The 20,142-nt window shown below is 64.2% G+C and carries 14 protein-coding genes; 9 read left to right on the plus strand and 5 right to left on the minus strand.

What is annotated here, in order from left to right; genetic code table 11:
* Positions 1-28: 28 nt before the first annotated feature.
* The 4 genes from ACMCNM_RS08805 to mnmC form a co-directional block, all read right to left on the minus strand.
* Positions 29-1,213 (minus strand): osmoprotectant NAGGN system M42 family peptidase, encoded by a 1,185-nt coding sequence (locus ACMCNM_RS08805; RefSeq protein ID WP_085272792.1) that lies wholly within the window; start codon positions 1,211-1,213, stop codon positions 29-31.
* A gap of 117 nt (positions 1,214-1,330) precedes the next feature.
* Positions 1,331-3,076, minus strand: coding sequence for an N-acetylglutaminylglutamine synthetase (ngg, locus tag ACMCNM_RS08810; RefSeq protein ID WP_027595931.1), 1,746 nt, complete (start codon positions 3,074-3,076; stop codon positions 1,331-1,333).
* 3 nt (positions 3,077-3,079) lie between these two features.
* The gene (locus ACMCNM_RS08815) at positions 3,080-4,867 is read right to left on the minus strand and encodes an N-acetylglutaminylglutamine amidotransferase (protein WP_186682276.1); all 1,788 of its coding nucleotides are present in this window, start codon (positions 4,865-4,867) and stop codon (positions 3,080-3,082) included.
* A gap of 414 nt (positions 4,868-5,281) precedes the next feature.
* Positions 5,282-7,249, minus strand: coding sequence for a bifunctional tRNA (5-methylaminomethyl-2-thiouridine)(34)-methyltransferase MnmD/FAD-dependent 5-carboxymethylaminomethyl-2-thiouridine(34) oxidoreductase MnmC (mnmC, locus tag ACMCNM_RS08820; protein WP_412764223.1), 1,968 nt, complete (start codon positions 7,247-7,249; stop codon positions 5,282-5,284).
* Between the two features lie 121 nt (positions 7,250-7,370).
* On the opposite strand from mnmC, the gene pap reads away from it, so the two are divergent.
* Entirely contained in the window at positions 7,371-8,864 is a 1,494-nt protein-coding gene (pap, locus tag ACMCNM_RS08825) for a polyphosphate:AMP phosphotransferase (RefSeq protein ID WP_027595934.1), read from the plus strand.
* Between the two features lie 715 nt (positions 8,865-9,579).
* A complete protein-coding gene (locus ACMCNM_RS08830) occupies positions 9,580-10,545 on the plus strand; it encodes a DMT family transporter (RefSeq protein ID WP_085272796.1) in 966 nt (321 codons plus the stop codon).
* Positions 10,546-10,678: 133 nt separating this feature from the next.
* On the opposite strand, the gene ACMCNM_RS08835 is transcribed toward ACMCNM_RS08830, so the two are convergent.
* Positions 10,679-12,073, minus strand: coding sequence for a class II fumarate hydratase (locus ACMCNM_RS08835; RefSeq protein WP_099453215.1), 1,395 nt, complete (start codon positions 12,071-12,073; stop codon positions 10,679-10,681).
* Between the two features lie 154 nt (positions 12,074-12,227).
* Between ACMCNM_RS08835 and ACMCNM_RS08840 the strand changes: the two genes are divergently transcribed.
* From ACMCNM_RS08840 to ACMCNM_RS08870, 7 genes are all read left to right on the plus strand, one after another.
* Positions 12,228-12,752 (plus strand): DUF2059 domain-containing protein, encoded by a 525-nt coding sequence (locus ACMCNM_RS08840; protein WP_027595937.1) that lies wholly within the window; start codon positions 12,228-12,230, stop codon positions 12,750-12,752.
* Positions 12,753-12,762: 10 nt separating this feature from the next.
* Positions 12,763-13,059: a BolA family protein gene (locus ACMCNM_RS08845; RefSeq protein WP_027595938.1), complete on the plus strand. Its 297-nt coding sequence runs from the start codon at positions 12,763-12,765 to the stop codon at positions 13,057-13,059.
* A 204-nt stretch (positions 13,060-13,263) separates the two neighbouring features.
* Positions 13,264-14,196: a rhodanese-related sulfurtransferase gene (locus tag ACMCNM_RS08850; protein WP_027595939.1), complete on the plus strand. Its 933-nt coding sequence runs from the start codon at positions 13,264-13,266 to the stop codon at positions 14,194-14,196.
* 3 nt (positions 14,197-14,199) lie between these two features.
* Positions 14,200-14,832 (plus strand): DsbA family protein, encoded by a 633-nt coding sequence (locus ACMCNM_RS08855; protein ID WP_412764224.1) that lies wholly within the window; start codon positions 14,200-14,202, stop codon positions 14,830-14,832.
* Positions 14,825-16,657, plus strand: a complete 1,833-nt coding sequence (locus ACMCNM_RS08860; RefSeq protein WP_412764225.1) for an ABC transporter ATP-binding protein — start codon at positions 14,825-14,827, stop codon at positions 16,655-16,657. Before ACMCNM_RS08855 ends, ACMCNM_RS08860 begins: the two co-directional genes overlap by 8 nt.
* A 131-nt stretch (positions 16,658-16,788) precedes the next feature.
* Positions 16,789-19,245, plus strand: a complete 2,457-nt coding sequence (locus ACMCNM_RS08865; RefSeq protein ID WP_027595942.1) for an EAL domain-containing protein — start codon at positions 16,789-16,791, stop codon at positions 19,243-19,245.
* Between the two features lie 62 nt (positions 19,246-19,307).
* Positions 19,308-20,093 carry a TenA family transcriptional regulator gene (locus ACMCNM_RS08870; RefSeq protein WP_027595943.1) on the plus strand — a complete coding sequence of 262 codons (786 nt, stop codon included), beginning with the start codon at positions 19,308-19,310 and terminating at the stop codon, positions 20,091-20,093.
* Positions 20,094-20,142 lie beyond the last annotated feature (49 nt).

Genomic DNA, 20,142 nt, shown 5'->3' on the forward strand with positions numbered 1-20,142 from the left:
CGATGGGCTGCGCAGCAGCCCCCAACTATCAGCCTTTATTCCCAACCAGGCTATCCACCGCCGGCACCCGCGTATCGCTCTCCATCTGCGCATCGTGCTCCAGCTGATGGCTGAAGCGCTCGAGCGAGGCATTGGCCGGCTGCGAATCACTGGCAAACACCGGCGGGCTCAACAAGTACGCTGACAGCAACCGGCTCAGCGCCGCCAGGCTGTCGATATGCGTGCGTTCGTAACCGTGCGTGGCATCGCAGCCAAACGCCACCAGCGCGGTCCGGATGTCATGCCCCGCCGTCACCGCCGAGTGGGCATCGCTGAAGTAGTAACGGAACAGGTCGCGCCTGACCGGCAAATCGTGGTCGCCGGCCAGCTTCAGCAGGTGACGCGACAGGTGGTAATCGTAAGGCCCCGAAGAGTCCTGCATGGCCACGCTCACCGCATGCTCGCTGGAGGCCTGGCCTGGTGCCACCGGGGCAATGTCGATGCCAACGAATTCGCTGACGTCCCAGGGCAGGGCACCTGCCGCGCCGGAGCCGGTTTCTTCGGTGATGGTGAACAGCGGGTGGCAGTCGATCAGCGGCTGTCGGCCACTTTCCACCACCGCCTTGAGCGCTGCCAGCAATGCGGCTACACCCGCTTTGTCGTCCAGGTGGCGGCCGCTGATGTGGCCGCTTTCAGTGAACTCTGGCAACGGGTCGAAGGCGACGAAATCGCCGATCGAGACCCCCAGGGCTTCGCAATCGGCGCGGGTCGCGCAGTAGGCATCCAGGCGCACTTCGACGTGGTCCCAACTGATAGGCATCTGGTCGATGGCGGTGTTGAACGCATGCCCGCTGGCCATCAGCGGCAACACGCTGCCGCGGAACACGCCGGTGTCGGTGAACACACTGACCCGGCTGCCCTCGGCAAAGCGGCTCGACCAGCAGCCCACCGGCGCAAGCGCCAGGCGGCCGTTGTCCTGCAACTGACGCACGCTGGCGCCGATGGTGTCCAGGTGCGCCGAAACGGCGCGGTCGGGTGAGCTTTGCCGGCCTTTGAGGGTGGCGCGGATGGTGCCACGGCGGGTCAGCTCGAAGGGGATGCCCAACTCATCCAGGCGTTCGGCCACGTAGCGCACGATGGTGTCGGTGAAGCCGGTGGGGCTTGGGATGGCGAGCATCTCCAGCAGGACGCGTTTGAGGTAGTCGAGATCGGGTTCGGGGTATTTTTCGGACATAGGTACTCCTCACTGGCCTCTTCGCGGGCAAGCCCGCTCCTACAGGTTTACCGCCGCTTTCAGGTTAAGCGGCCAACCTGTGGGAGCGGGCTTGCCCGCGAAGAGGCCGTCATGGTTTCACGCTAATCCCCGGCTATGCGGGAACAACAAGTCGATGAACCGCTCAGCCGTCGGCTGCGGTTCATGATTGGCCAGGCCGGCGCGTTCGTTGGCCTCGATGATCACGTACTCCGCCTGTTCGGCATCACGCACCATGAAGTCCAACCCCACCACCGGAATTTCCAGCGCCCGTGCCGCGCGCACCGCCGCATCGGCCAGCACGGGGTGCAGGCGCTCGGTCACGTCCTCAAGGGTGCCGCCGGTGTGCAGGTTGGCAGTACGCCGCACCGCCAGGCGTTGGCCGGCAGGTAGCACGTCGTCATAGCCCAGCCCCGCCGCACGCAGGGTGCGCTCGGTTTCATCGTCAAGCGGGATGCGGCTTTCACCGCCGGTCGCGGCCTGGCGCCTGCGGCTCTGGGCTTCGATCAGCGCGCGGATGTCGTGCTTGCCATCACCCACCACCTGGGCCGGGTGGCGTATGGCAGCTGCCACCACTTCAAAGCCGATCACCACGATGCGCAGGTCAAGGCCGGCATGGAAGCTCTCCAGCAGCACACGGCTGTCGAACTGCTTGGCGTGGGCCACTGCGTGGGTGAGCTCTTCGAGGGTGGTGAGGTTCACCGCCACCCCTTGGCCTTGTTCGCCATCCACCGGCTTGACCACCACTGCGCCATGCTCGTCGAGAAACGCCAGGTTGTCGTCGGCGTTGCCCGCCAATTGCTGCGCCGGTACACGCAGGCCGGCGTTGCTGAGTGCTCGCTGGGTCAGGCACTTGTCTTGGCACAGGGTCATGGTCACGGCGCTGGTCAGGTCGCTTAGCGACTCACGGCAGCGAATGCGACGCCCGCCCAGGCTCAAGGTGAACAGCCCGCCTGCGGCATCTTCCACCTGCACTTCGATACCACGGCGCAGTGCCTCGTCGACGATGATCCGTGCATAAGGGTTAAGCCCTGCTTCAGGGCCAGGGCCGAGGAACAGGCGTTCGTTGATGCCGTTCTTGCGCTTGACGGCGAAGGTCGGCAGGTTGCGAAACCCGAGTTTCTCGTACAGGCGCTTGGCCTGGCGGTTGTCATGCAGCACCGACAGGTCCAGGTAGGCCAGGCCGCGGCTCATGAAGTGCTCGATCAGGTGGCGCACCAGCACTTCACCCACACCTGGGCGGGTGCAGTGCGGGTCCACGGCCAGGCACCACAGGCTGCTGCCGTGCTCGGGGTCATCAAACGCCTTGGCATGGTTAAGGCCCATGACGCTACCGATCACCGCGCCGCTGTCTTCATCCTCGGCCAGCCAGTAAACCGGGCCGCCGAGGTGACGTGGCGTGAGCCGGTCAGGGTCGACCGGCAACATGCCGCGCGCTTGGTAAAGGGTATTGATCGCCTGCCAGTCCCCCAGGTTTTGCGCCCGCCGCACGCGAAAACCGCGAAACACCCGCTGCGCCGGGCGGTAGTCGGTAAACCACAGGCGCAGGGTGTCGGAGGGGTCGAGAAACAACTGCTGCGGCGCCTGCGCCAGTACCTGCTGCGGCGCGGCCACGTACAGGGCAATGTCGCGCTCGCCGTGGCGCTCGTCCAGCAATTGCTCTGCGAGTGAAACGGGGTCTGGGTAGGTATGGCCGATCAGCAGCCGGCCCCAACCACAGTGCACGGCACGTGGCTGGTCGTGGGGCTCGCTGCCATCGCCGGCCAGGCGCGCCTGCAAACGCTCGTAGGACGGTGCCTGGCCGCGCAGCAGGCGCTGGCCGTAGGCGATTTCGTGGGCTTTCATCGGTCAGATTCCTTGTTCGCTCAGCCACAGGTTGAGCGCCGCCAGCTGCCACAGCTTGGAGCCTCGCAGCGGCGTCAACTGGCCATGCGGGTTGCTCAGCAAGCGGTCGAGCATGGCCGGGTTGAACAGCCCTCGGTCTTGGCTGGGGTCGGTCAGCAGTTCGCGCACCCAACCCAGCGTCGCGCCTTCCAGGTGCTTCAGGCCTGGGACCGGGAAGTAGCCCTTCTTGCGGTCGATCACCTCATGCGGGATGACCCGTCGGGCGGCCTGCTTGAGCACCTGTTTGCCGCCATCGGGCAGCTTGAAGCGTGCTGGGATGCGTGCCGACAGTTCCACCAGGCGGTAATCGAGGAACGGCGTACGCGCTTCCAGGCCCCAGGCCATGGTCATGTTGTCGACCCGCTTGACCGGGTCGTCGACCAGCATCACTGTGCTGTCCAGGCGCAGGGCCTTGTCGACCGGGTCGCTGGCGCCAGGGCGGGCGAAGTGTTCGCGGACAAAGTCGCCGGCGGCATCGCTTTCCAGCAGCCAAGGGGCTTGCACGGTGTCACGGTACTCGGCGTGGGTGCGGTCGAAGAACGCGTCGCGGTAGGCGCCAAAGGCATCCTCGGCGCCATCCACCTGTGGGTACCAGTGGTAGCCAGCGAACAGTTCGTCGGCACCTTGGCCGCTTTGCACGCCTTTGCAGTGCTTGGCCACTTCCCGCGACAGCAGGTAGAAGGCAATGCAGTCATGGCTGACCATCGGTTCGCTCATGGCGCGGAAGGCGGCCGGCAGCTGGTCGATGATTTCATGTTCGGCGATGCGCAACTGGTGGTGGCGGGTGCCGTAGTGGCGGGCGATCAGGTCGGAGTACTCGAACTCGTTGCCGCGTTCGCCGCCGGCATCTTCGAAGCCGATGGAGAAGGTCGACAGGTCGTCCACACCGGCTTCACGCAGCAGGCCGACCAGCAAGCTGGAATCGACCCCGCCAGACAACAGCACGCCAACGTCCACCGCAGCACGCTGGCGGATCGCCACGGCATCACGGGTGGCGTCGAGCACGCGGGTGGTCCAGCCTTCGAGGTCCAGTTCACGCTCGTCGGGGTGGGCGCCGTACTGCAACTGCCACCACGTCTGGCGTTCGATTTCGCCGTGGCGGTCGACGCGCATCCAGGTGCCCGGCTCAAGCTTTTGCACATTGGCCAGCAGCGTGCGCGGCGCGGGTACCACGGCGTGGAAGTTCAGGTAGTGGTTGAGCGCTACCGGGTCGATCATCGGGTCGATGTCGCCGCCCTTGAGCAGGGCAGGCAGGGTCGAGGCAAAGCGCAGGCGCTCGCCGTTGCGCGACAGGTACAGCGGTTTGACGCCAAGGCGGTCGCGGGCCAGGAACAGGCGCTGGTTGTCGCGCTCCCAGATGGCCAGGGCGAACATGCCATTGAGCTTGGGCAGCAAGGCCGCGCCCCAGGCGTGGTAGCCCTTGAGCAGCACTTCGGTGTCGCCATCCGACCAGAACGTGTAGCCCAGGTCTTGCAGCTCCTGGCGCAGTTCGGGGAAGTTGTAGATGGCGCCGTTGAAGGCCAGCGACAGGCCGAGGGTGTTGTCGACCATCGGCTGAGCCGAACCGTCGGACAAGTCCATGATTTTCAGCCGGCGGTGGCCGAGGGCGATCGGGCCCTGGCTATGGAAGCCCCAGGCGTCCGGGCCACGAGGCGCCAGATGGTGGGTGATGCGCTCCACCGCGGCCAGGTCGGCCGGGCGAGGGGCTTGGTCGAGGGGGGTGAAACGTAACTCTCCTGCTAATCCGCACATAAGTCCTTACCGGTTTTTCCGTTGGGGAGGCGGTGCCCAGAATCAGGGCGCCGTAAGGAACTGACCGGTGAGGTTTGCAGGAGTTTTAGAACGATCTGTTATATGGGGGAGGGTGCTGGGTGTTTGGTTTGGCATTTGTTGCGCCGGTGAGATCGAGCGCCGCCCGCGCGGCGCATCGCGAGCAACGCTCGCTCCTACGTTTGTTTCGGGCCAATTATTCCTGGGGCAAACGCGCGCGACCGCCTTGACGCATGACTCGATATCGCGTCGAACAAACAAGGCGGTCGCGCGCGCCTGTCACAGGCGTTATTGGCCAAAAACAAACGTAGGAGCGAGCGTTGCTCGCGATGCGCCGCGCGGGCGGCGCTCGATCTCAAAGGCGCAACCTATCCCCAGCCATGCACCCCAGCCCTATCACTTACCCCGAACCAACCTGCGCAAGGCAAACCGGTTCGGATGGCACGCCTCAGCCACCGCCCGTGGTACCGGCAGCGGCTCCCCGCACACCCAGGCCGCAATCAATTCGCCCGACAGCGGGGCCGTGATCAACCCCCGCGACCCATGCCCGCTGTTCACATACAGCCCATCGAGCCAAGGGCACTCCACCTCCGGCACCTGCCGCGCGTCCTTGCCCAGCACGGCGAAGGCTTCGGCAAACGCCTGCGGGTCGGCCATGGGCCCGACGATTGGCAGGTAATCCGGGCTGGTGCAGCGAAACGCCGCCCGGCCCTGCAACTGCTCAGGGTCGAGCGCAGCGGTGTCCAGGCGCTGGGCCAGGTCCACGGAAATATCGTCCAGCAGCGCCAGGTTGCCCTTGTGCTCGGCAACGGTCGGCGCCAGGTCGTCACTGTGGAAGTCGAAGCTGGCGCCCAGGGTGTGTTCGCCCTCGCGCGGCGGCGCCACATAGCCGTCCGCACACACCACCGTGCGCAGGGCGCGGCTGCTGTCGGTGGCCGGCAGGCGGGTGATCTGCCCGCGGATACGCTTGAGCGGCAGTTGTGCGCAGGGCGCGAAATGTCGCACGTCGGCAGCACCGGCCAACACCACCAGCGGCGCGCTGGCCAGCAAGCGTTCGCCGTCCCAGGCCTGCCACAGGTGATCGACCTTGCGCAGTTCGATCACCTCATGGTGCACCCGTAGCTGGATCCTGGGGTGTTGCAACTGCGCCTGGCACAAGGCCGGCGGGTGTACCCAGCCGCCTTCCGGATAGAACAGGCCACCTGCGGGCAATGCCACCCCGGCAATGGCTTCGGCCTGGTCACGGTCAAGTGCGTGCAGCAGGTCGTGGTCGAACGCCTCGGCCAGTTTGCCCTGGCGTTCGGCCTCCTTGCTGTCGAACGCCAGCTGCAGCACCCCGCAAGCATCCCAGTCGCGGCCGCGCTGCAAGTGCGCTAGCTGGCGCCGGGTGTAGCCGAAGCCGGCCAGGATCATCTGTGAAAGGGCCGTACCATGGGCAGACAGCTTGAGGTACAGCACCCCTTGTGGGTTACCGGAGGCTTCCTGTGCAGGCGCCGCATGGCGCTCCAGTACCGTGACCTGCCAGCCACGCCTGGCCAGGCTCGCGGCACTGGCACTGCCCGCTAGCCCGGCACCGATCACCAGCGCCTCGCGTGGCCCCGCAGCACTGCGCGGGCGGCCATACCAGGGCAGCTGTTTACGCAGGGCGGTCGGCCCGGTGTAGGCACCGCTCATCACCTCCCACTTTTTGCCAATGCCCGGCACCTTCTTCATGGCGAAGCCGGCCTCGACCAGGCTACGCCGCACCCAGCCGGTGGTGGTGAACGTGCCCAGCACGGTGCCTGGGTGTGACAGCTGCGCCAGTTGCGCGAACAGCTCTGGGGTCCACATGTCGGGGTTCTTGGCCGGGGCGAAGCCGTCGAGGAACCACACGTCGATGCGTGCATCAAGCTGCGGCAACTGCTCGAGCACATCGCCAATCAGCAGGGTCAGGGTCACCCGGCCGTTGGCGAAGGTGAACTGCTGAAACCCTGGGTGCACAGCCACGTACTGCTCAAGCAGTGGCTCGGTATAGGCCGCCAGCTCTGGCCACAGGCGCACCGCCCGGGCCATGTCGTCGTGGCCGAGCGGGTATTTTTCGACACTGACGAAGTGCAGGCGGGCGTCGGCGTGGGCGTGCTGGTCGAATAACTGCCAGGCGCAGAAAAAATTCATGCCGGTGCCGAAACCGGTTTCGCCGATCACCAGGCAGGTGTGCGGCGTTAGGTCGGCGAAACGCTCGGCCAGGCGCGTCTGGCCGAGGAAGACGTGTTTGGTTTCTTCGATGCCTTCGTTGACGGCGAAGTACACGTCGTCGTACTGCCGCGAATGGGGGCGGCCCTGGTCGTCCCAGTCGATCTGGGCATGTTGGAGGAGGGTGGACATGGTGGGCTCGGTTGCAGCGGATGGCGGGATTTTATGCCATCTGCGGTTTTTACGCTGGTTGCATGAACACAGCCCCAGCACAAATCCGCTAGTCTTGGTTATCCAATGAAGGAGCCACTGCATGTTCGAATCCGCTGAAATCGGTCACAGCATCGACAAGGAGACCTACGACGCCGAAGTGCCCGCCCTGCGCGAGGCGCTGCTTGAAGCCCAGTACGAGCTCAAGCAGCAGGCGCGCTTCCCGGTGATCGTGCTGATCAATGGCATCGAAGGCGCCGGCAAGGGCGAGACGGTCAAGCTGCTCAATGAGTGGATGGACCCGCGCATGATCGATGTGCTCACCTTCGACCAGCAGACCGACGAAGAACTCGCCCGGCCACCGGCCTGGCGCTATTGGCGGGCCTTGCCGCCGAAAGGGCGGATGGGCGTGTTTTTTGGCAACTGGTACAGCCAGATGCTGCAGGGGCGTGTGCACGGGGTGTTCAAGGACGCCGTGCTCGACCAAGCCATCACCGGTGCCGAACGCCTGGAGCAGATGCTGTGCGACGAAGGCGCGCTGATCATCAAGTTCTGGTTCCACCTGTCCAAGAAACAGATGAAAGCCCGCCTCAAGGCGCTCAAGGACGACCCGCTGCACAGTTGGCGCATCAGCCCGCTGGACTGGCAGCAGTCCGAGACCTACGACCGTTTCGTGCGCTTTGGCGAGCGGGTGCTGCGCCGCACCAGCCGTGACTACGCGCCCTGGCATGTGGTCGAGGGGGTCGACCCTTACTACCGCAGCCTGGCGGTGGGGCGCATTCTGCTGGACGGCCTGCAAGCCGCCCTCGCCAACAACCCCAAGGGCAAGCACCAGGGCAACGTCGCGCCGTTGGGTCGCAGCATTGACCAGCGCAGCTTGATCGGTGCCCTGGACATGACCCTGCGCCTGGACAAGCAGGATTACCAGGAACAACTGGTCACCGAGCAGGCGCGCCTGGCCGGCCTGCTGCGCCACAAGCACATGCGCCGGCATGCCCTGGTGGCGGTGTTCGAAGGCAACGACGCGGCAGGCAAGGGCGGCGCGATCCGCCGCGTGGCGGCGGCACTGGACCCACGCCAATACCGCATCGTGCCGATTGCCGCGCCCAGCGAAGACGAACGCGCGCAACCGTACCTGTGGCGTTTCTGGCGGCACATCCCGGCGCGGGGCAAGTTCACTATCTTCGACCGCTCCTGGTATGGGCGGGTGCTGGTGGAGCGGGTCGAGGGGTTCTGCAGCCCGGCCGACTGGATGCGTGCCTACAGCGAGATCAACGATTTTGAAGAGCAGTTGGTGAATGCCGGTGTGGTGGTGGTCAAGTTCTGGCTGGCGATCGACCAGCAGACCCAGCTGGAACGTTTCGAAGAGCGTGAGCAGATCCCCTTCAAACGCTACAAAATCACCGAGGACGACTGGCGCAACCGCGAAAAGTGGGACCTGTATACCGAGGCCGTGGGCGACATGGTCGACCGCACCAGCAGCGAGATCGCGCCATGGACACTGGTCGAGGCCAATGACAAGCGCTGGGCCCGGGTGAAGGTATTGCGCACCATCAACGAGGCGCTGGAAGCAGCGTTTGCCAAGGACAAGAAATAGCCACCTGTGCCCGTTGGTCATTGGGGCTGCTGTGCAGCCCATCGCCGGCAAGCCGGCTTGTGTCTTGAGGGGGTATTAGAATCAGGAGTGAGAGCGGTGAATGGCAAGCTGACTGCCGGAGGTGCTGGTTTGCCCGCGAAGGAGGCACCACCTTGGATGGCACGGGCTTCGCCCGTGTTCGCGGGTAAACCCGCTCCCACAGGGTCAGCAACTCGCTTACGAACTTTGTTCTCTGCTCGACAACGCGGTCCAAAGGGCTGGCTGATTTCCCAGAGGATGGAATGCCCTCAGAAATTTGAACAAGACAGTTGCTCCCACGGTTTGCCCGCGAAGGAGGCACCACCTTGGATGGCACGGGCTTCGCCCGTGTTCGCGGGTAAACCCGCTCCCACAGGGTCAGCAACTCGCTTACTAACTTTGTTCTCTGCTCGACAACGCGGTCCAAAGGGCTGGCTGATTTCCCAGAGGATGGAATGCCCCCAGAAATTTGAACAAGACAGTTGCTCCCACAGGTGGGGCGTGAATCTCAGGAGGCGGTGTATCTGTGGGAGTCGGCTTGCCGGCGATGGGGCGCGCAGCGGCCCTTTCGGACCGCCCGTCCAGCCATGCCGCGGTGGAATGACCTGATGAATTCTTTTCCCGGCACTTAGCCCCGCGCCAGCCGCCAAGCCCGTAGAATCCAAGCACCCCCACCACGGGCTTGATCGAGGGCTTTATGCACACCACTTCCGGACGCTGGGTCTATGGCCTGCTGTTGGCACTTCTGACCGCGCTGCTGTGGGGCATCCTGCCAATCAAGCTCAAGCAGGTGCTGCAGGTGATGGACCCGGTCACCGTCACCTGGTACCGCCTGTTGGTGTCTGGCGGGCTGTTGTTCGCCTGGCTAGGGGCCAAGCGCCAGTTGCCCTCGTTCGGCAAGCTCGGGCCCAAGGGCAAGGGGTTGGTGGCCGTGGCCGTGCTTGGCCTGATGGGCAACTACGTGCTCTACCTGATCGGCCTCAGGCTGCTTAGCCCTGGTACCGCGCAACTGGTGGTGCAGGTAGGCCCGGTGCTGTTGCTGGTGGCCAGCGTGTTCGTGTTCAAGGAGCGCTTCAGCCTGGGGCAGGGGCTGGGCCTGGTGGTGTTGATCGGCGGTTTCGGGCTGTTCTTCAACCAGCGTCTGGAAGAGCTGCTGACCTCACTCGGCACCTACACCACTGGCGTGCTGACCATTTTGCTGGCGACCAGCATCTGGGTGTTCTACGCCTTGAGCCAGAAGCAGCTGCTGACGGCATGGCATTCGCAGCAGGTGATGATGGTGATTTACCTGAGCTGCGCCGCGCTGCTCACGCCTTGGGTGCATCCACTGGAAGCGTTGCAACTGACGCCGCTGCAAGGCTGGCTGCTGTTGGCTTGCTGCCTGAATACCCTGGTGGCGTATGGCGCCTTTGCCGAGGCACTGGCGCACTGGGAGGCCTCAAGGGTGAGCGCGACGCTGGCGTTGACGCCGTTGGTGACCTTTGTGGCGGTGGCGCTGGCGGCCTGGGTGTGGCCCGACTATGTGCATGCCGAGGACATCAATGCCCTGGGGTATCTGGGGGCGGTGACGGTGGTGCTGGGGTCGGCGCTGGTGGCGCTGGGGCCTTCGTTGGTTGCCGGTTGGCGCGCCAGAAAGGCACGGTTGGCGCAGGTCCATCAATAGCATGCGCTAACCACCGTCCTTGTAGGAGCAGCCTTGTGCTGCGAAGAGGCCGGTGCAAACACAGCGATTTTTCGCTACTTTCACCGGCCTCTTCGCAGCACAAGGCTGCTCCTACAGGGGAGGGGCGAGCGGGTCAGCCTTTACCGCCCGGCGCCAGCATGTTTTCCGGCCTGACCCACTGATCGAACTGTTCATTGGTCAGGTACTTCAACGCCAACGCCGCCTCGCGCAAGGTCGTGCCTTCGGCATACGCCTTCTTGGCAATTTCCGCTGCCTTGTCATAGCCAATATGCGGGTTCAATGCCGTCACCAGCATCAAACCCTGCTCCAGGTGCGCCGCCATCTGCTCGGCATCCGGCTCGATCCCGGCCACGCAGTGCTGCTGGAAGTTGCGGCAGCCATCAGCCAGCAGTTCAACCGACTGCAGCAGGTTGTGGATGATCACCGGTTTGAACACGTTCAACTGCAAGTGGCCTTGGCTGGCGGCAAAACCGATCGCCGCGTCGTTGCCCAGCACCTGGCAGGCCAGCATGGACAGTGCCTCGCACTGGGTCGGGTTGACCTTGCCGGGCATGATCGAGCTGCCCGGCTCGTTGGCCGGCAGGCGCACTTCCGCCAGCCCCGTGCGGGGGCCAGAGCCAAGCAGGCGCAGGTCATTGGCGATTTTCATCAAGGCCACTGCCAGGGTCTTCAGCCCCCCCGCCAGGCTGGTCAGCGGTTCATGGCCGGCAAGGGCGGCGAACTTGTTGGGCGCGGTGACGAATGGCAAGCCGGAAAGGGCCGCCAGCTCGGCCGCGATGGCTTCGGCAAAGCCGTGTGGCGCGTTCAGGCCGGTACCGACGGCCGTGCCGCCCTGGGCCAGTTCGCAGACTGGGGGCAGGGTGGCGCGAATGGCGCGCTGGGCGTAATCGAGCTGGGCGACGAAGGCCGAGACCTCCTGGCCGAAGGTGATCGGCGTGGCGTCCATCATGTGCGTACGGCCGGTCTTGACCAGTTTGAGGTGGCGCGCAGACAGTTCGGCCAGCCCCGAGGATAACTCGGCGATCGCCGGCAGCAGTTTTTCATGCACCGCCTGGGCCGCGGCAATGTGCATGGCGGTGGGGAAGCAGTCGTTGGAGCTCTGCGAGCGATTGACGTGGTCGTTGGGGTGCACGGGCGTCTTGCCGCCACGGCCTTTGCCGGCCAGTTCATTGGCGCGCCCGGCGATGACTTCGTTGACGTTCATGTTGCTCTGGGTGCCGCTGCCGGTTTGCCAGACCACCAGTGGGAACTGATCGTCATGCTGGCCGTCGAGCACTTCGTCGGCGGCCTGCTCGATCAGCCGGGCGATATCGGCCGGCAGGTCGCCGTTGCGGTTGTTGACCCGTGCCGCGGCTTTCTTGATCAGCGCCAGGGCGTGCAGCACCGCGAGCGGCATGCGTTCCTTGCCAATGGCGAAGTTGATCAGCGACCGCTGGGTCTGCGCACCCCAATAGGCGCCCTCAGGAACTTCGACCGGGCCCAGGCTGTCTGTCTCGATACGGCTCATTCTGCGCTCACTCCTTTGTGGTTCGAAATCGCAGTTTAGGCCCTGATTCGACAGCGCGGTTCCCTCGCTCGTCGTGCCCACTTGAGCACATCGCCACCACAGCGCAGAATGCTCTACTCTGAGGTACCCGCCTCCCTCTCTTGAAGGAAATGCAATGACCCGTCTCCGTGTCCTTTGTGCCGCCGTCGCCCTGGCCTGTGCCAGCGGCCAGGTACTCGCTGCCACCGCCAGTCACAACGCTGCCGCCGAGAAATTCCTGACCCTGGCCAACGCCGACAAGCTGGGCACCCCGGTCTATATGCAGGTCCAACAAATGTTCGCCCAGCGCTTCGCCCAAACCAAGGCGCCTGCGTCCAAGCAACCGGTGCTGCAAAGCTACCAGGCCAAGGCCAACGCCGCCCTGGACAGCGCCATCGGCTGGAACAAGCTGAAGCCGAAAATGGTCGACCTGTACACCGCCACCTTCACCGAGGCCGAGCTCAAGGACCTGGTCAAGTTCTACGAGTCGCCGCTGGGCAAGAAAGTCCTGCGCGAGATGCCCAAGGTTACCCAGCAGTCGGCCCAGCTGACCCAGCAGAGCCTGGAGCCTGCGGTACCGGTGGTCAACAAGCTGCTCGAAGACATGACCAAAGAGCTTGACCCGAACGCTGGCAAGGCCGCCGCCCCTGCCAAGAAGTGAGTAACGCGTGATGAGCATGCAGCACCGCATCGAGCAACAACTGGCCGCGCTGGCGCCGCAACACCTGGAAGTGCTCAATGAAAGTCACATGCACAGTCGTGGTCAGGAGACCCACTACAAGGCAGTGATCGTCAGCGAGCAGTTTGCCGGGCTGAACAGCGTCAAGCGTCACCAGAAGGTCTACGCCACCATGGGCGAGCTGATGGGCCAGATCCACGCCCTCGCGATCCACACCTACACCGCTGAAGAGTGGGCCAAGGTCGGGGCCGCACCGGCCTCGCCGGTGTGTGCGGGCGGCGGGCACTGAATCCTTTTTGCCGTTCTGGTAGAATCTGCAACATCCGGGGGGCCGCTTTGCGGCCCTTTCGCGACACAAGGCCGCTCCTACAGGGGTTATGCGTTCCCTCTGTAGGAGCGGCCTTGTGTCGCGAAAGGGGCGCAAAGCGCCCCCCTGCTTTTTTAACAACCCGGTCCGCCCCTTACGAGGGCAACCACCTGGAGATTCACGTTCATGTCACAACCGATCGTCGTCGCGGCGCTGTACAAATTCGTCACCCTGCAGGACTACGTCGAGCTGCGCGAGCCGCTGCTCAAGGCCATGCTCGACAATGACGTCAAAGGCACCCTGCTGCTGGCCAACGAAGGCATCAACGGCACCGTGTCGGCCACCCGCGAAGGCATCGACGGCCTGCTGGCCTGGCTGCGCAACGACCCGCGCCTGGTGGATGTCGACCACAAGGAATCCTACTGCGACGAACAGCCGTTCTACCGCACCAAGGTCAAGCTGAAGAAAGAGATCGTCACCCTTGGTGTGCCGGGCGTGGACCCCAACCAGCAGGTGGGCACCTACGTCGAGCCCAAGGACTGGAACGCCCTGATCAGTGACCCTGAAGTGCTGCTGATCGATACCCGCAACGACTACGAAGTGGCCATCGGCACGTTCAAGGGCGCCATCGACCCCAAGACCGAGACCTTCCGCGAGTTCCCCGAGTACATCAAGGCCAACTTCGACCCGAGCAAGCACAAGAAAGTGGCGATGTTCTGCACCGGCGGTATCCGTTGCGAAAAAGCTTCCAGCTACATGCTCGGTGAGGGCTTCGAGGCGGTCTATCATCTTAAAGGTGGCGTCCTGAAGTACTTCGAAGAAGTGCCTCAGGAAGAAAGCCTGTGGGACGGCGACTGCTTCGTCTTCGACAACCGCGTCACGGTGCGCCATGACCTGAGCGAAGGCGAGTACGACCAGTGCCATGCCTGCCGCCACCCGATCAACGCAGAGGAGCGTGCGTCCGAGCACTATTCGCCAGGTGTCAGCTGCCCGCACTGCTGGGACAGCCTGAGTGAAAAAACTCGCCGCAGCGCCATCGACCGGCAGAAGCAGATCGAGCTGGCCAAGGCCCGCAACCTGCCGCACCCGATCGGTTACAACTACAAAGCCGAGGCCTGATGCATGACTGCACGCCTGCTGTATGTGATGGACCCCATGTGCTCCTGGTGCTGGGGTTTTGCGCCGGTGGCCGCGGCCCTGATCGCCCAGGCGCGTGAAGCCGGCGTGCCAACCCACCTGGTGCCAGGCGGCCTGCGCACCGGTGGCAGCGCCTTGGATGCGTCGACCCGCAAGTACATCCTCGAGCATTGGCAGGCGGTGGCCGACGCCACCGGCCAGCCGTTTCGTTTCGAGGGCGCCATGCCTGACGGTTTCGTCTACGACACCGAGCCTGCCTGCCGCGCCCTGGTCACCGCCCGTGAGCTGGACGCCGAGCGCGTCTGGCCACTGCTGGCGTTGATCCAGCGCGCGTTCTACGAGGCCGGCGTCGACGTTACCACTGCGCCGCACTTGGTTGAGCTGGCCGAACAGGCGGGCTTCGACCGTGCGTTGTTTGCCGAGGCCTTTGCCCGCGCCGATACGCGTGTAGCAACCGCAGCCGATATTGCGTGGGCGCAAGACCTGGGCATCGCCGGTTTCCCCACCCTGCTGGCCGAGCGTAACGGCCAGCTGGCGCTGCTGACCAACGGCTACCAGCCGCTGGAGCGCCTGCAACCCTTGCTCGGCCGCTGGCTGCAGCAGGCTGCCTGTGCTTGATGTGCCCGGGTCGCCCGACCCTGTGCCAGGGAAACCCCACAGTGCGGCCGATCGACTGAGCTGGGCGGAAATCCGCCGCCTGGCACTGCACCACAAGAAAAACCTCTGGTCTGCCAACCTGATTGCCGTGCTCGCGGCGTGCTGCAGCGTGCCGATCCCCTTGCTGCTGCCGCTGCTGGTGGATGAAGTGCTGCTGGGCCACGGCGACGCCGCGCTGAAGTGGATGAACCACCTGCTGCCGGCCAGCTGGCAGGTCGCGGCCGGCTATATCGGCCTGATGCTGGCGCTGACGTTGTGCCTGCGCCTGGCCGCCCTGGCCTTCAACGTGGTGCAGGCCAAGCTGTTTGCCGGGCTGGCCAAGGACATCGTCTACCGCCTGCGTATTCGGCTGATCGAACGGCTCAAGCGGATTTCCCTCAAGGAATACGAAAGCCTGGGCAGCGGCACGGTGACCACTCACCTGGTCACCGACCTGGACACCCTCGACAAATTCGTCGGCGAGACCCTCAGCCGTTTCTTGGTCGCCATGCTGACCCTGACCGGCACGGCGGCCATCCTGATCTGGATGCACTGGCAACTGGCGTTGCTGATTTTGCTGTTCAACCCGCTGGTGATCTACTTCACCGTGCAGTTGGGCAAGCGCGTCAAACACCTGAAAAAGCTCGAAAACGACAGCACCGCGCGCTTTACCCAGGCGCTGTCGGAAACCCTCGACGCCATCCAGGAGATCCGCGCCGGCAACCGCCAGGGCTATTTCCTGGGGCGCCTGGGCGTGCGCGCCCGGGAAGTGCGTGACTACGCCGTGGACTCGCAATGGAAGAGCGATGCCAGCGGCCGCGCCAGTGGTTTGTTGTTCCAGTTCGGCATCGACATCTTCCGCGCCGCGGCGATGCTCACTGTGCTGTTTTCCGACCTGTCGATCGGCCAGATGCTGGCGGTGTTCAGCTACCTGTGGTTCATGATCGGCCCGGTGGAGCAACTGCTCAACCTGCAGTACGCCTACTACGCCGCCGGTGGCGCCCTGAGCCGGCTCAACGAGCTGCTGGCGCGTGCCGACGAGCCGCAGTACCCCGCGGCCAGTGACCCATTCGTGGGCCGCGAAACAGTGGGCATCGAGGTGCGCGACCTGCGCTTCGCCTATGCCGACGAGCCGGTGCTCGAGCACCTCGACCTGTCCATCGCCCCAGGCGAGAAGGTGGCCATCGTGGGCGCCAGCGGTGGCGGCAAGAGCACCTTGGTGCAGCTGCTGCTTGGCCTGTACAACGCCCAGGCGGGGACCATCCGCTTTGGCGGTGCCAGCCTGCAGGAAATCGGCCTGGAAACCCTTCGTGAAAACGTCGCGGTGGTGCTGCAGCACCCTTCGTTGTTCAACGACAGCGTGCGCGCCAACTTGACCATGGGTCGCGAGTGCAGCGACGAAGCCTGCTGGCAGGCGCTGCGCATTGCCCAGCTGGACGCCACCATCGCCGCCTTGCCGCAAGGGCTGGACAGCGTGGTCGGGCGCTCCGGCGTGCGCCTGTCCGGGGGGCAGCGGCAACGGCTGGCGATTGCCCGGATGGTCTTGGCCGAACCCAAGGTGGTGATTCTCGATGAAGCCACGTCGGCGCTGGATGCCGCCACCGAGTACAACCTGCACCAGGCCCTGGCGCGCTTCCTCAGCGGCCGCACCACGCTGATCATCGCCCACCGCCTGTCGGCCGTGAAACAGGCCGACCGGGTGTTGGTGTTCGATGGCGGGCATGTGGCCGAAGATGGCGACCATCAGCAGTTGATTGCCGAGGGTGGTTTGTACGCCAAGCTGTACGGGCATCTGCAGCAGACCTGAGCCTCTTGTTACGGACGGTGCGAATCGCCCCATTCCTTGTCATAAAAAACCCCTCCACGCAGATGGCAAATGGCCTACGCTGTGCTTGTCTGGGTTGATTCGAGCCTTATCTGCTCTGTGACAGGGACTCCATGAAGGGACATCGCACTCTAGAAGCGCCGAAGCTGCTGGGTATCATCTGGCCCTTCATTGCCGTCGTGATCTTCCAGGCGGCATTGGCCGGTCTCAGCCTTTATACGTTATCGGCGGTACGCGCCTATGTCGCGGGCGAGAGCTTGTGGTCCAAGGCTCAGAAAGACGCCATCTACTACCTCAACCTGTACGCCGACAACCGCGACGAAAGCACTTACCAGCGCTATCGCCAGGCCATCACCGTGCCCCATGGCGATCACCAGTTGCGTGAAGTGCTCGACCAGCCCAATCCGGACTTGAACGCCGCGCGCGATGCCGTGTTGCAGGGGGGCAACCACCCCGACGACGTCGAACGCATCATCTGGTTCTATCGCAACTTCCGCAGCATCAGCTACATGCAGACGGCCATCGATTATTGGGACATCGGCGACCGCTACCTGGGCCAGTTGGATGTGCTGGCGGACGAGATGCGCACAGGCTTTGCCGGTGGCCAGGTCGATGCCGGCACGATCAGCGACTGGAAGGCCCGCATCGTCGCCATCAACGAAGGTGTGACGCCGGCCGCCAGGGCTTTCAGCGATGCCCTGGGCGAGGGTTCGCGCATGCTGCTGCAGGTGCTGCTGATCACCAACCTGCTGACTGCCTTGTTCCTCATTACCATTGCCTGGCGCCGCTCCAGCAAGTTGCTGGCCCAGCGCCAGGCGTTCGCCAGTGCCCTGCAGGCCGAAAAGGAGCGGGCGCAGATCACCCTGCAGGCGATTGGCGATGCGGTCATCACCACCGATGTCGATGGCTATATCGGCTACATGAACCCGGCGGCCGAGCAACTCACCCACTGGCAGGCCGGCCAAGCCCAAGGGCTGCCACTTTCGGCGCTGTTCAGCCTGGTGGACGAGCAGGCCGAAGAGGACGGCCGCAGCCTGGTCGAGCAGGTGCTCAGCGGCAGCCTGAAGGGCGGCGCCGAGCATGCCCGGCTGATCCAGCGCCTGGACGGCAGCACCGTGTCGATCAACCTGGTGGGCTCGCCCATCGTCAATGATGGGCAGGTCAGCGGCATCGTGCTGGTGCTGCACGACATGACCCAGGAGCGCCAGTACATCGCCAACCTGTCCTGGCAAGCGACCCATGACGCCTTGACCGGCCTGGCCAACCGCCGCGAGTTCGAATACCGCCTGGAGCAGGCGCTCAACGGCCTGGCACGTCAGGCTGGGCGGCATTCACTGATGTTCCTCGACCTCGACCAGTTCAAGCTGGTCAACGACACCTGTGGCCACGCGGCGGGCGACGAGTTGCTGCGCCATATTTGCGCCGTATTGCAGTCGGGGCTGCGCGAAGGGGACACCCTGGCCAGGCTGGGTGGCGATGAGTTCGGCGTGCTGCTGGAAAACTGCCCGCCGGACCAGGCCGAGCGAATTGCCGAGCAACTGCGCCAGATGGTCCAGAGCCTGCACTTTGTGTGGAAGGGGCGCCCGTTCGTCACCACCGTGAGCATTGGCCTGGTGAACATGGCGCAGGCCCCCGGTACCCTGGAGGCCTCGCTGCGCGCCGCCGACATGGCCTGCTACATGGCCAAGGAAAAGGGCCGCAACCGGGTGCAGGTGTACCACGCCGACGACAGCGAACTGTCCATGCGCTTTGGCGAGATGGCCTGGATCCAGCGTTTGCACGTGGCCCTGGAAGAAAACCGCTTCTGCCTGTACGCCCAGGAAATCGCCGCGCTGAAGACCATCGAAGGCCCTGGCCATATCGAGATTCTGCTGCGCCTGCACGATGAGAGCGGGCGCACCATCCTGCCCAGCAGCTTCATCCCCGCCGCCGAGCGCTATGGCCTGATGACCGCCCTTGATCGTTGGGTGGTGCGCAATGTGTTCCAGGTGATTCGCCAGTGCCTGGACGAAGGGCGCGAAGGGCCGTTGTCCATGTGCGCGATCAACCTGTCGGGGTCGAGCATCGGCGACGACAACTTCCTCGAGTACTTGCAGCGCTTGTTCGTCGAGTACGCCATCCCGCCACGCATGATCTGCTTCGAGATCACCGAAACCAGCGCCATTGCCAACCTCGGCAGTGCTATTCGCTTCATCAACGAACTGAAAGGGCTGGGGTGCAGGTTCTCGCTAGACGACTTCTGTGCCGGCATGTCGTCGTTCGCCTATTTGAAGCATTTGCCTGTGGATTTCCTCAAGATCGACGGCAGTTTCGTCAAGGACATGCTCGACGACCCGGTCAACCGGGCCATGGTCGAGGTCATCAACCACATCGGCCATGTCATGGGTAAGCGGACCATCGCCGAGTTTGTCGAAACCCCCTTGATCGAACAGGCCCTGCAGGAAATTGGCGTGGATTACGCCCAGGGCTACCTGATCGAACGGCCCCAGGTGTTCACCTGTGACAGCCTGCAGCGCCAACGGATCGCCGCACGGCCTCTGTTGCAGCGGGCACCTGGCACGTTTCGTTAGCTAGACAGCGGCTTTCGCTGACACAACACGTCCGAAAAATCACAAGGAACAAGGAGCTGAAAGTGATTGATGCATTCGTTCGTATCGGGCCATTGATGGACCCCGCCAGTTACCCTCAATGGGCCCAGCAACTGATTGAAGAGTGCCGCGAAAGCAAGCGCCGAGTGGTCGAGCATGAGTTTTACCAGCGCCTGCGTGATGGCCAGTTGAAGCCTTCGACCATCCGCCAGTACCTGATCGGCGGCTGGCCGGTGGTCGAGCAGTTCTCCCTGTACATGGCCCATAACCTGACCAAGACCCGCTATGGCCGCCACCCCGGCGAAGACATGGCGCGGCGCTGGTTGATGCGCAACATCCGCGTCGAGCTCAACCATGCCGACTACTGGGTGCACTGGTGCCATGCCCATGGCGTTCACCTGCATGACCTGCAGGCGCAAGAGGTGCCACCCGAGTTGAATGGGCTCAATGACTGGTGCTGGCGGGTGTGTGCTACTGAAAACCTGGCGATTTCCATGGCGGCGACCAACTACGCCATCGAAGGCGCGACGGGGGAATGGTCGGCGGTGGTGTGCGCCAATGACACCTACGCCCAAGGCTTCCCGGAGGAGCAGCGCAAGCGCGCCATGAAGTGGCTGAAGATGCATGCGCAGTACGACGATGCGCACCCGTGGGAAGCGCTGGAAATCATCTGTACCTTGGCGGGGGAGAACCCGACGCTGGGGTTGCGTACCGAATTGCGCCGGGCGATCTGCAAGAGTTACGACTGCATGTACCTGTTCCTGGAGCGCTGCATGCAGCTGGAAGGGCGTCAGCAGGGGCGGGTGCGGCCGGCGTTGGCGGCGGGTTGATGGTCCCCTGTACTGGCCCTATCGCCGGCAAGCCGGCTCCCACAGCATT

Origin of the sequence: Pseudomonas sp. NGC7 (assembly GCF_047159675.1) — a bacterium.
In the GTDB taxonomy this organism is placed as follows: Bacteria; Pseudomonadota; Gammaproteobacteria; order Pseudomonadales; family Pseudomonadaceae; genus Aquipseudomonas; species Aquipseudomonas kermanshahensis.

What these genes read in the sequence shown, in the direction of transcription:
- ACMCNM_RS08805 (WP_085272792.1), bottom strand. Translation starts at nt 1,213, where the DNA reads ATGTCCGAAAAATACCCCGAACCCGATCTCGACTACCTCAAACGCGTC.
- ngg (WP_027595931.1), bottom strand. Translation starts at nt 3,076, where the DNA reads ATGAAAGCCCACGAAATCGCCTACGGCCAGCGCCTGCTGCGCGGCCAG.
- ACMCNM_RS08815 (WP_186682276.1), bottom strand. Translation starts at nt 4,867, where the DNA reads ATGTGCGGATTAGCAGGAGAGTTACGTTTCACCCCCCTCGACCAAGCC.
- mnmC (WP_412764223.1), bottom strand. Translation starts at nt 7,249, where the DNA reads ATGTCCACCCTCCTCCAACATGCCCAGATCGACTGGGACGACCAGGGC.
- pap (WP_027595934.1), top strand. Translation starts at nt 7,371, where the DNA reads ATGTTCGAATCCGCTGAAATCGGTCACAGCATCGACAAGGAGACCTAC.
- ACMCNM_RS08830 (WP_085272796.1), top strand. Translation starts at nt 9,580, where the DNA reads ATGCACACCACTTCCGGACGCTGGGTCTATGGCCTGCTGTTGGCACTT.
- ACMCNM_RS08835 (WP_099453215.1), bottom strand. Translation starts at nt 12,073, where the DNA reads ATGAGCCGTATCGAGACAGACAGCCTGGGCCCGGTCGAAGTTCCTGAG.
- ACMCNM_RS08840 (WP_027595937.1), top strand. Translation starts at nt 12,228, where the DNA reads ATGACCCGTCTCCGTGTCCTTTGTGCCGCCGTCGCCCTGGCCTGTGCC.
- ACMCNM_RS08845 (WP_027595938.1), top strand. Translation starts at nt 12,763, where the DNA reads ATGAGCATGCAGCACCGCATCGAGCAACAACTGGCCGCGCTGGCGCCG.
- ACMCNM_RS08850 (WP_027595939.1), top strand. Translation starts at nt 13,264, where the DNA reads ATGTCACAACCGATCGTCGTCGCGGCGCTGTACAAATTCGTCACCCTG.
- ACMCNM_RS08855 (WP_412764224.1), top strand. Translation starts at nt 14,200, where the DNA reads ATGACTGCACGCCTGCTGTATGTGATGGACCCCATGTGCTCCTGGTGC.
- ACMCNM_RS08865 (WP_027595942.1), top strand. Translation starts at nt 16,789, where the DNA reads ATGAAGGGACATCGCACTCTAGAAGCGCCGAAGCTGCTGGGTATCATC.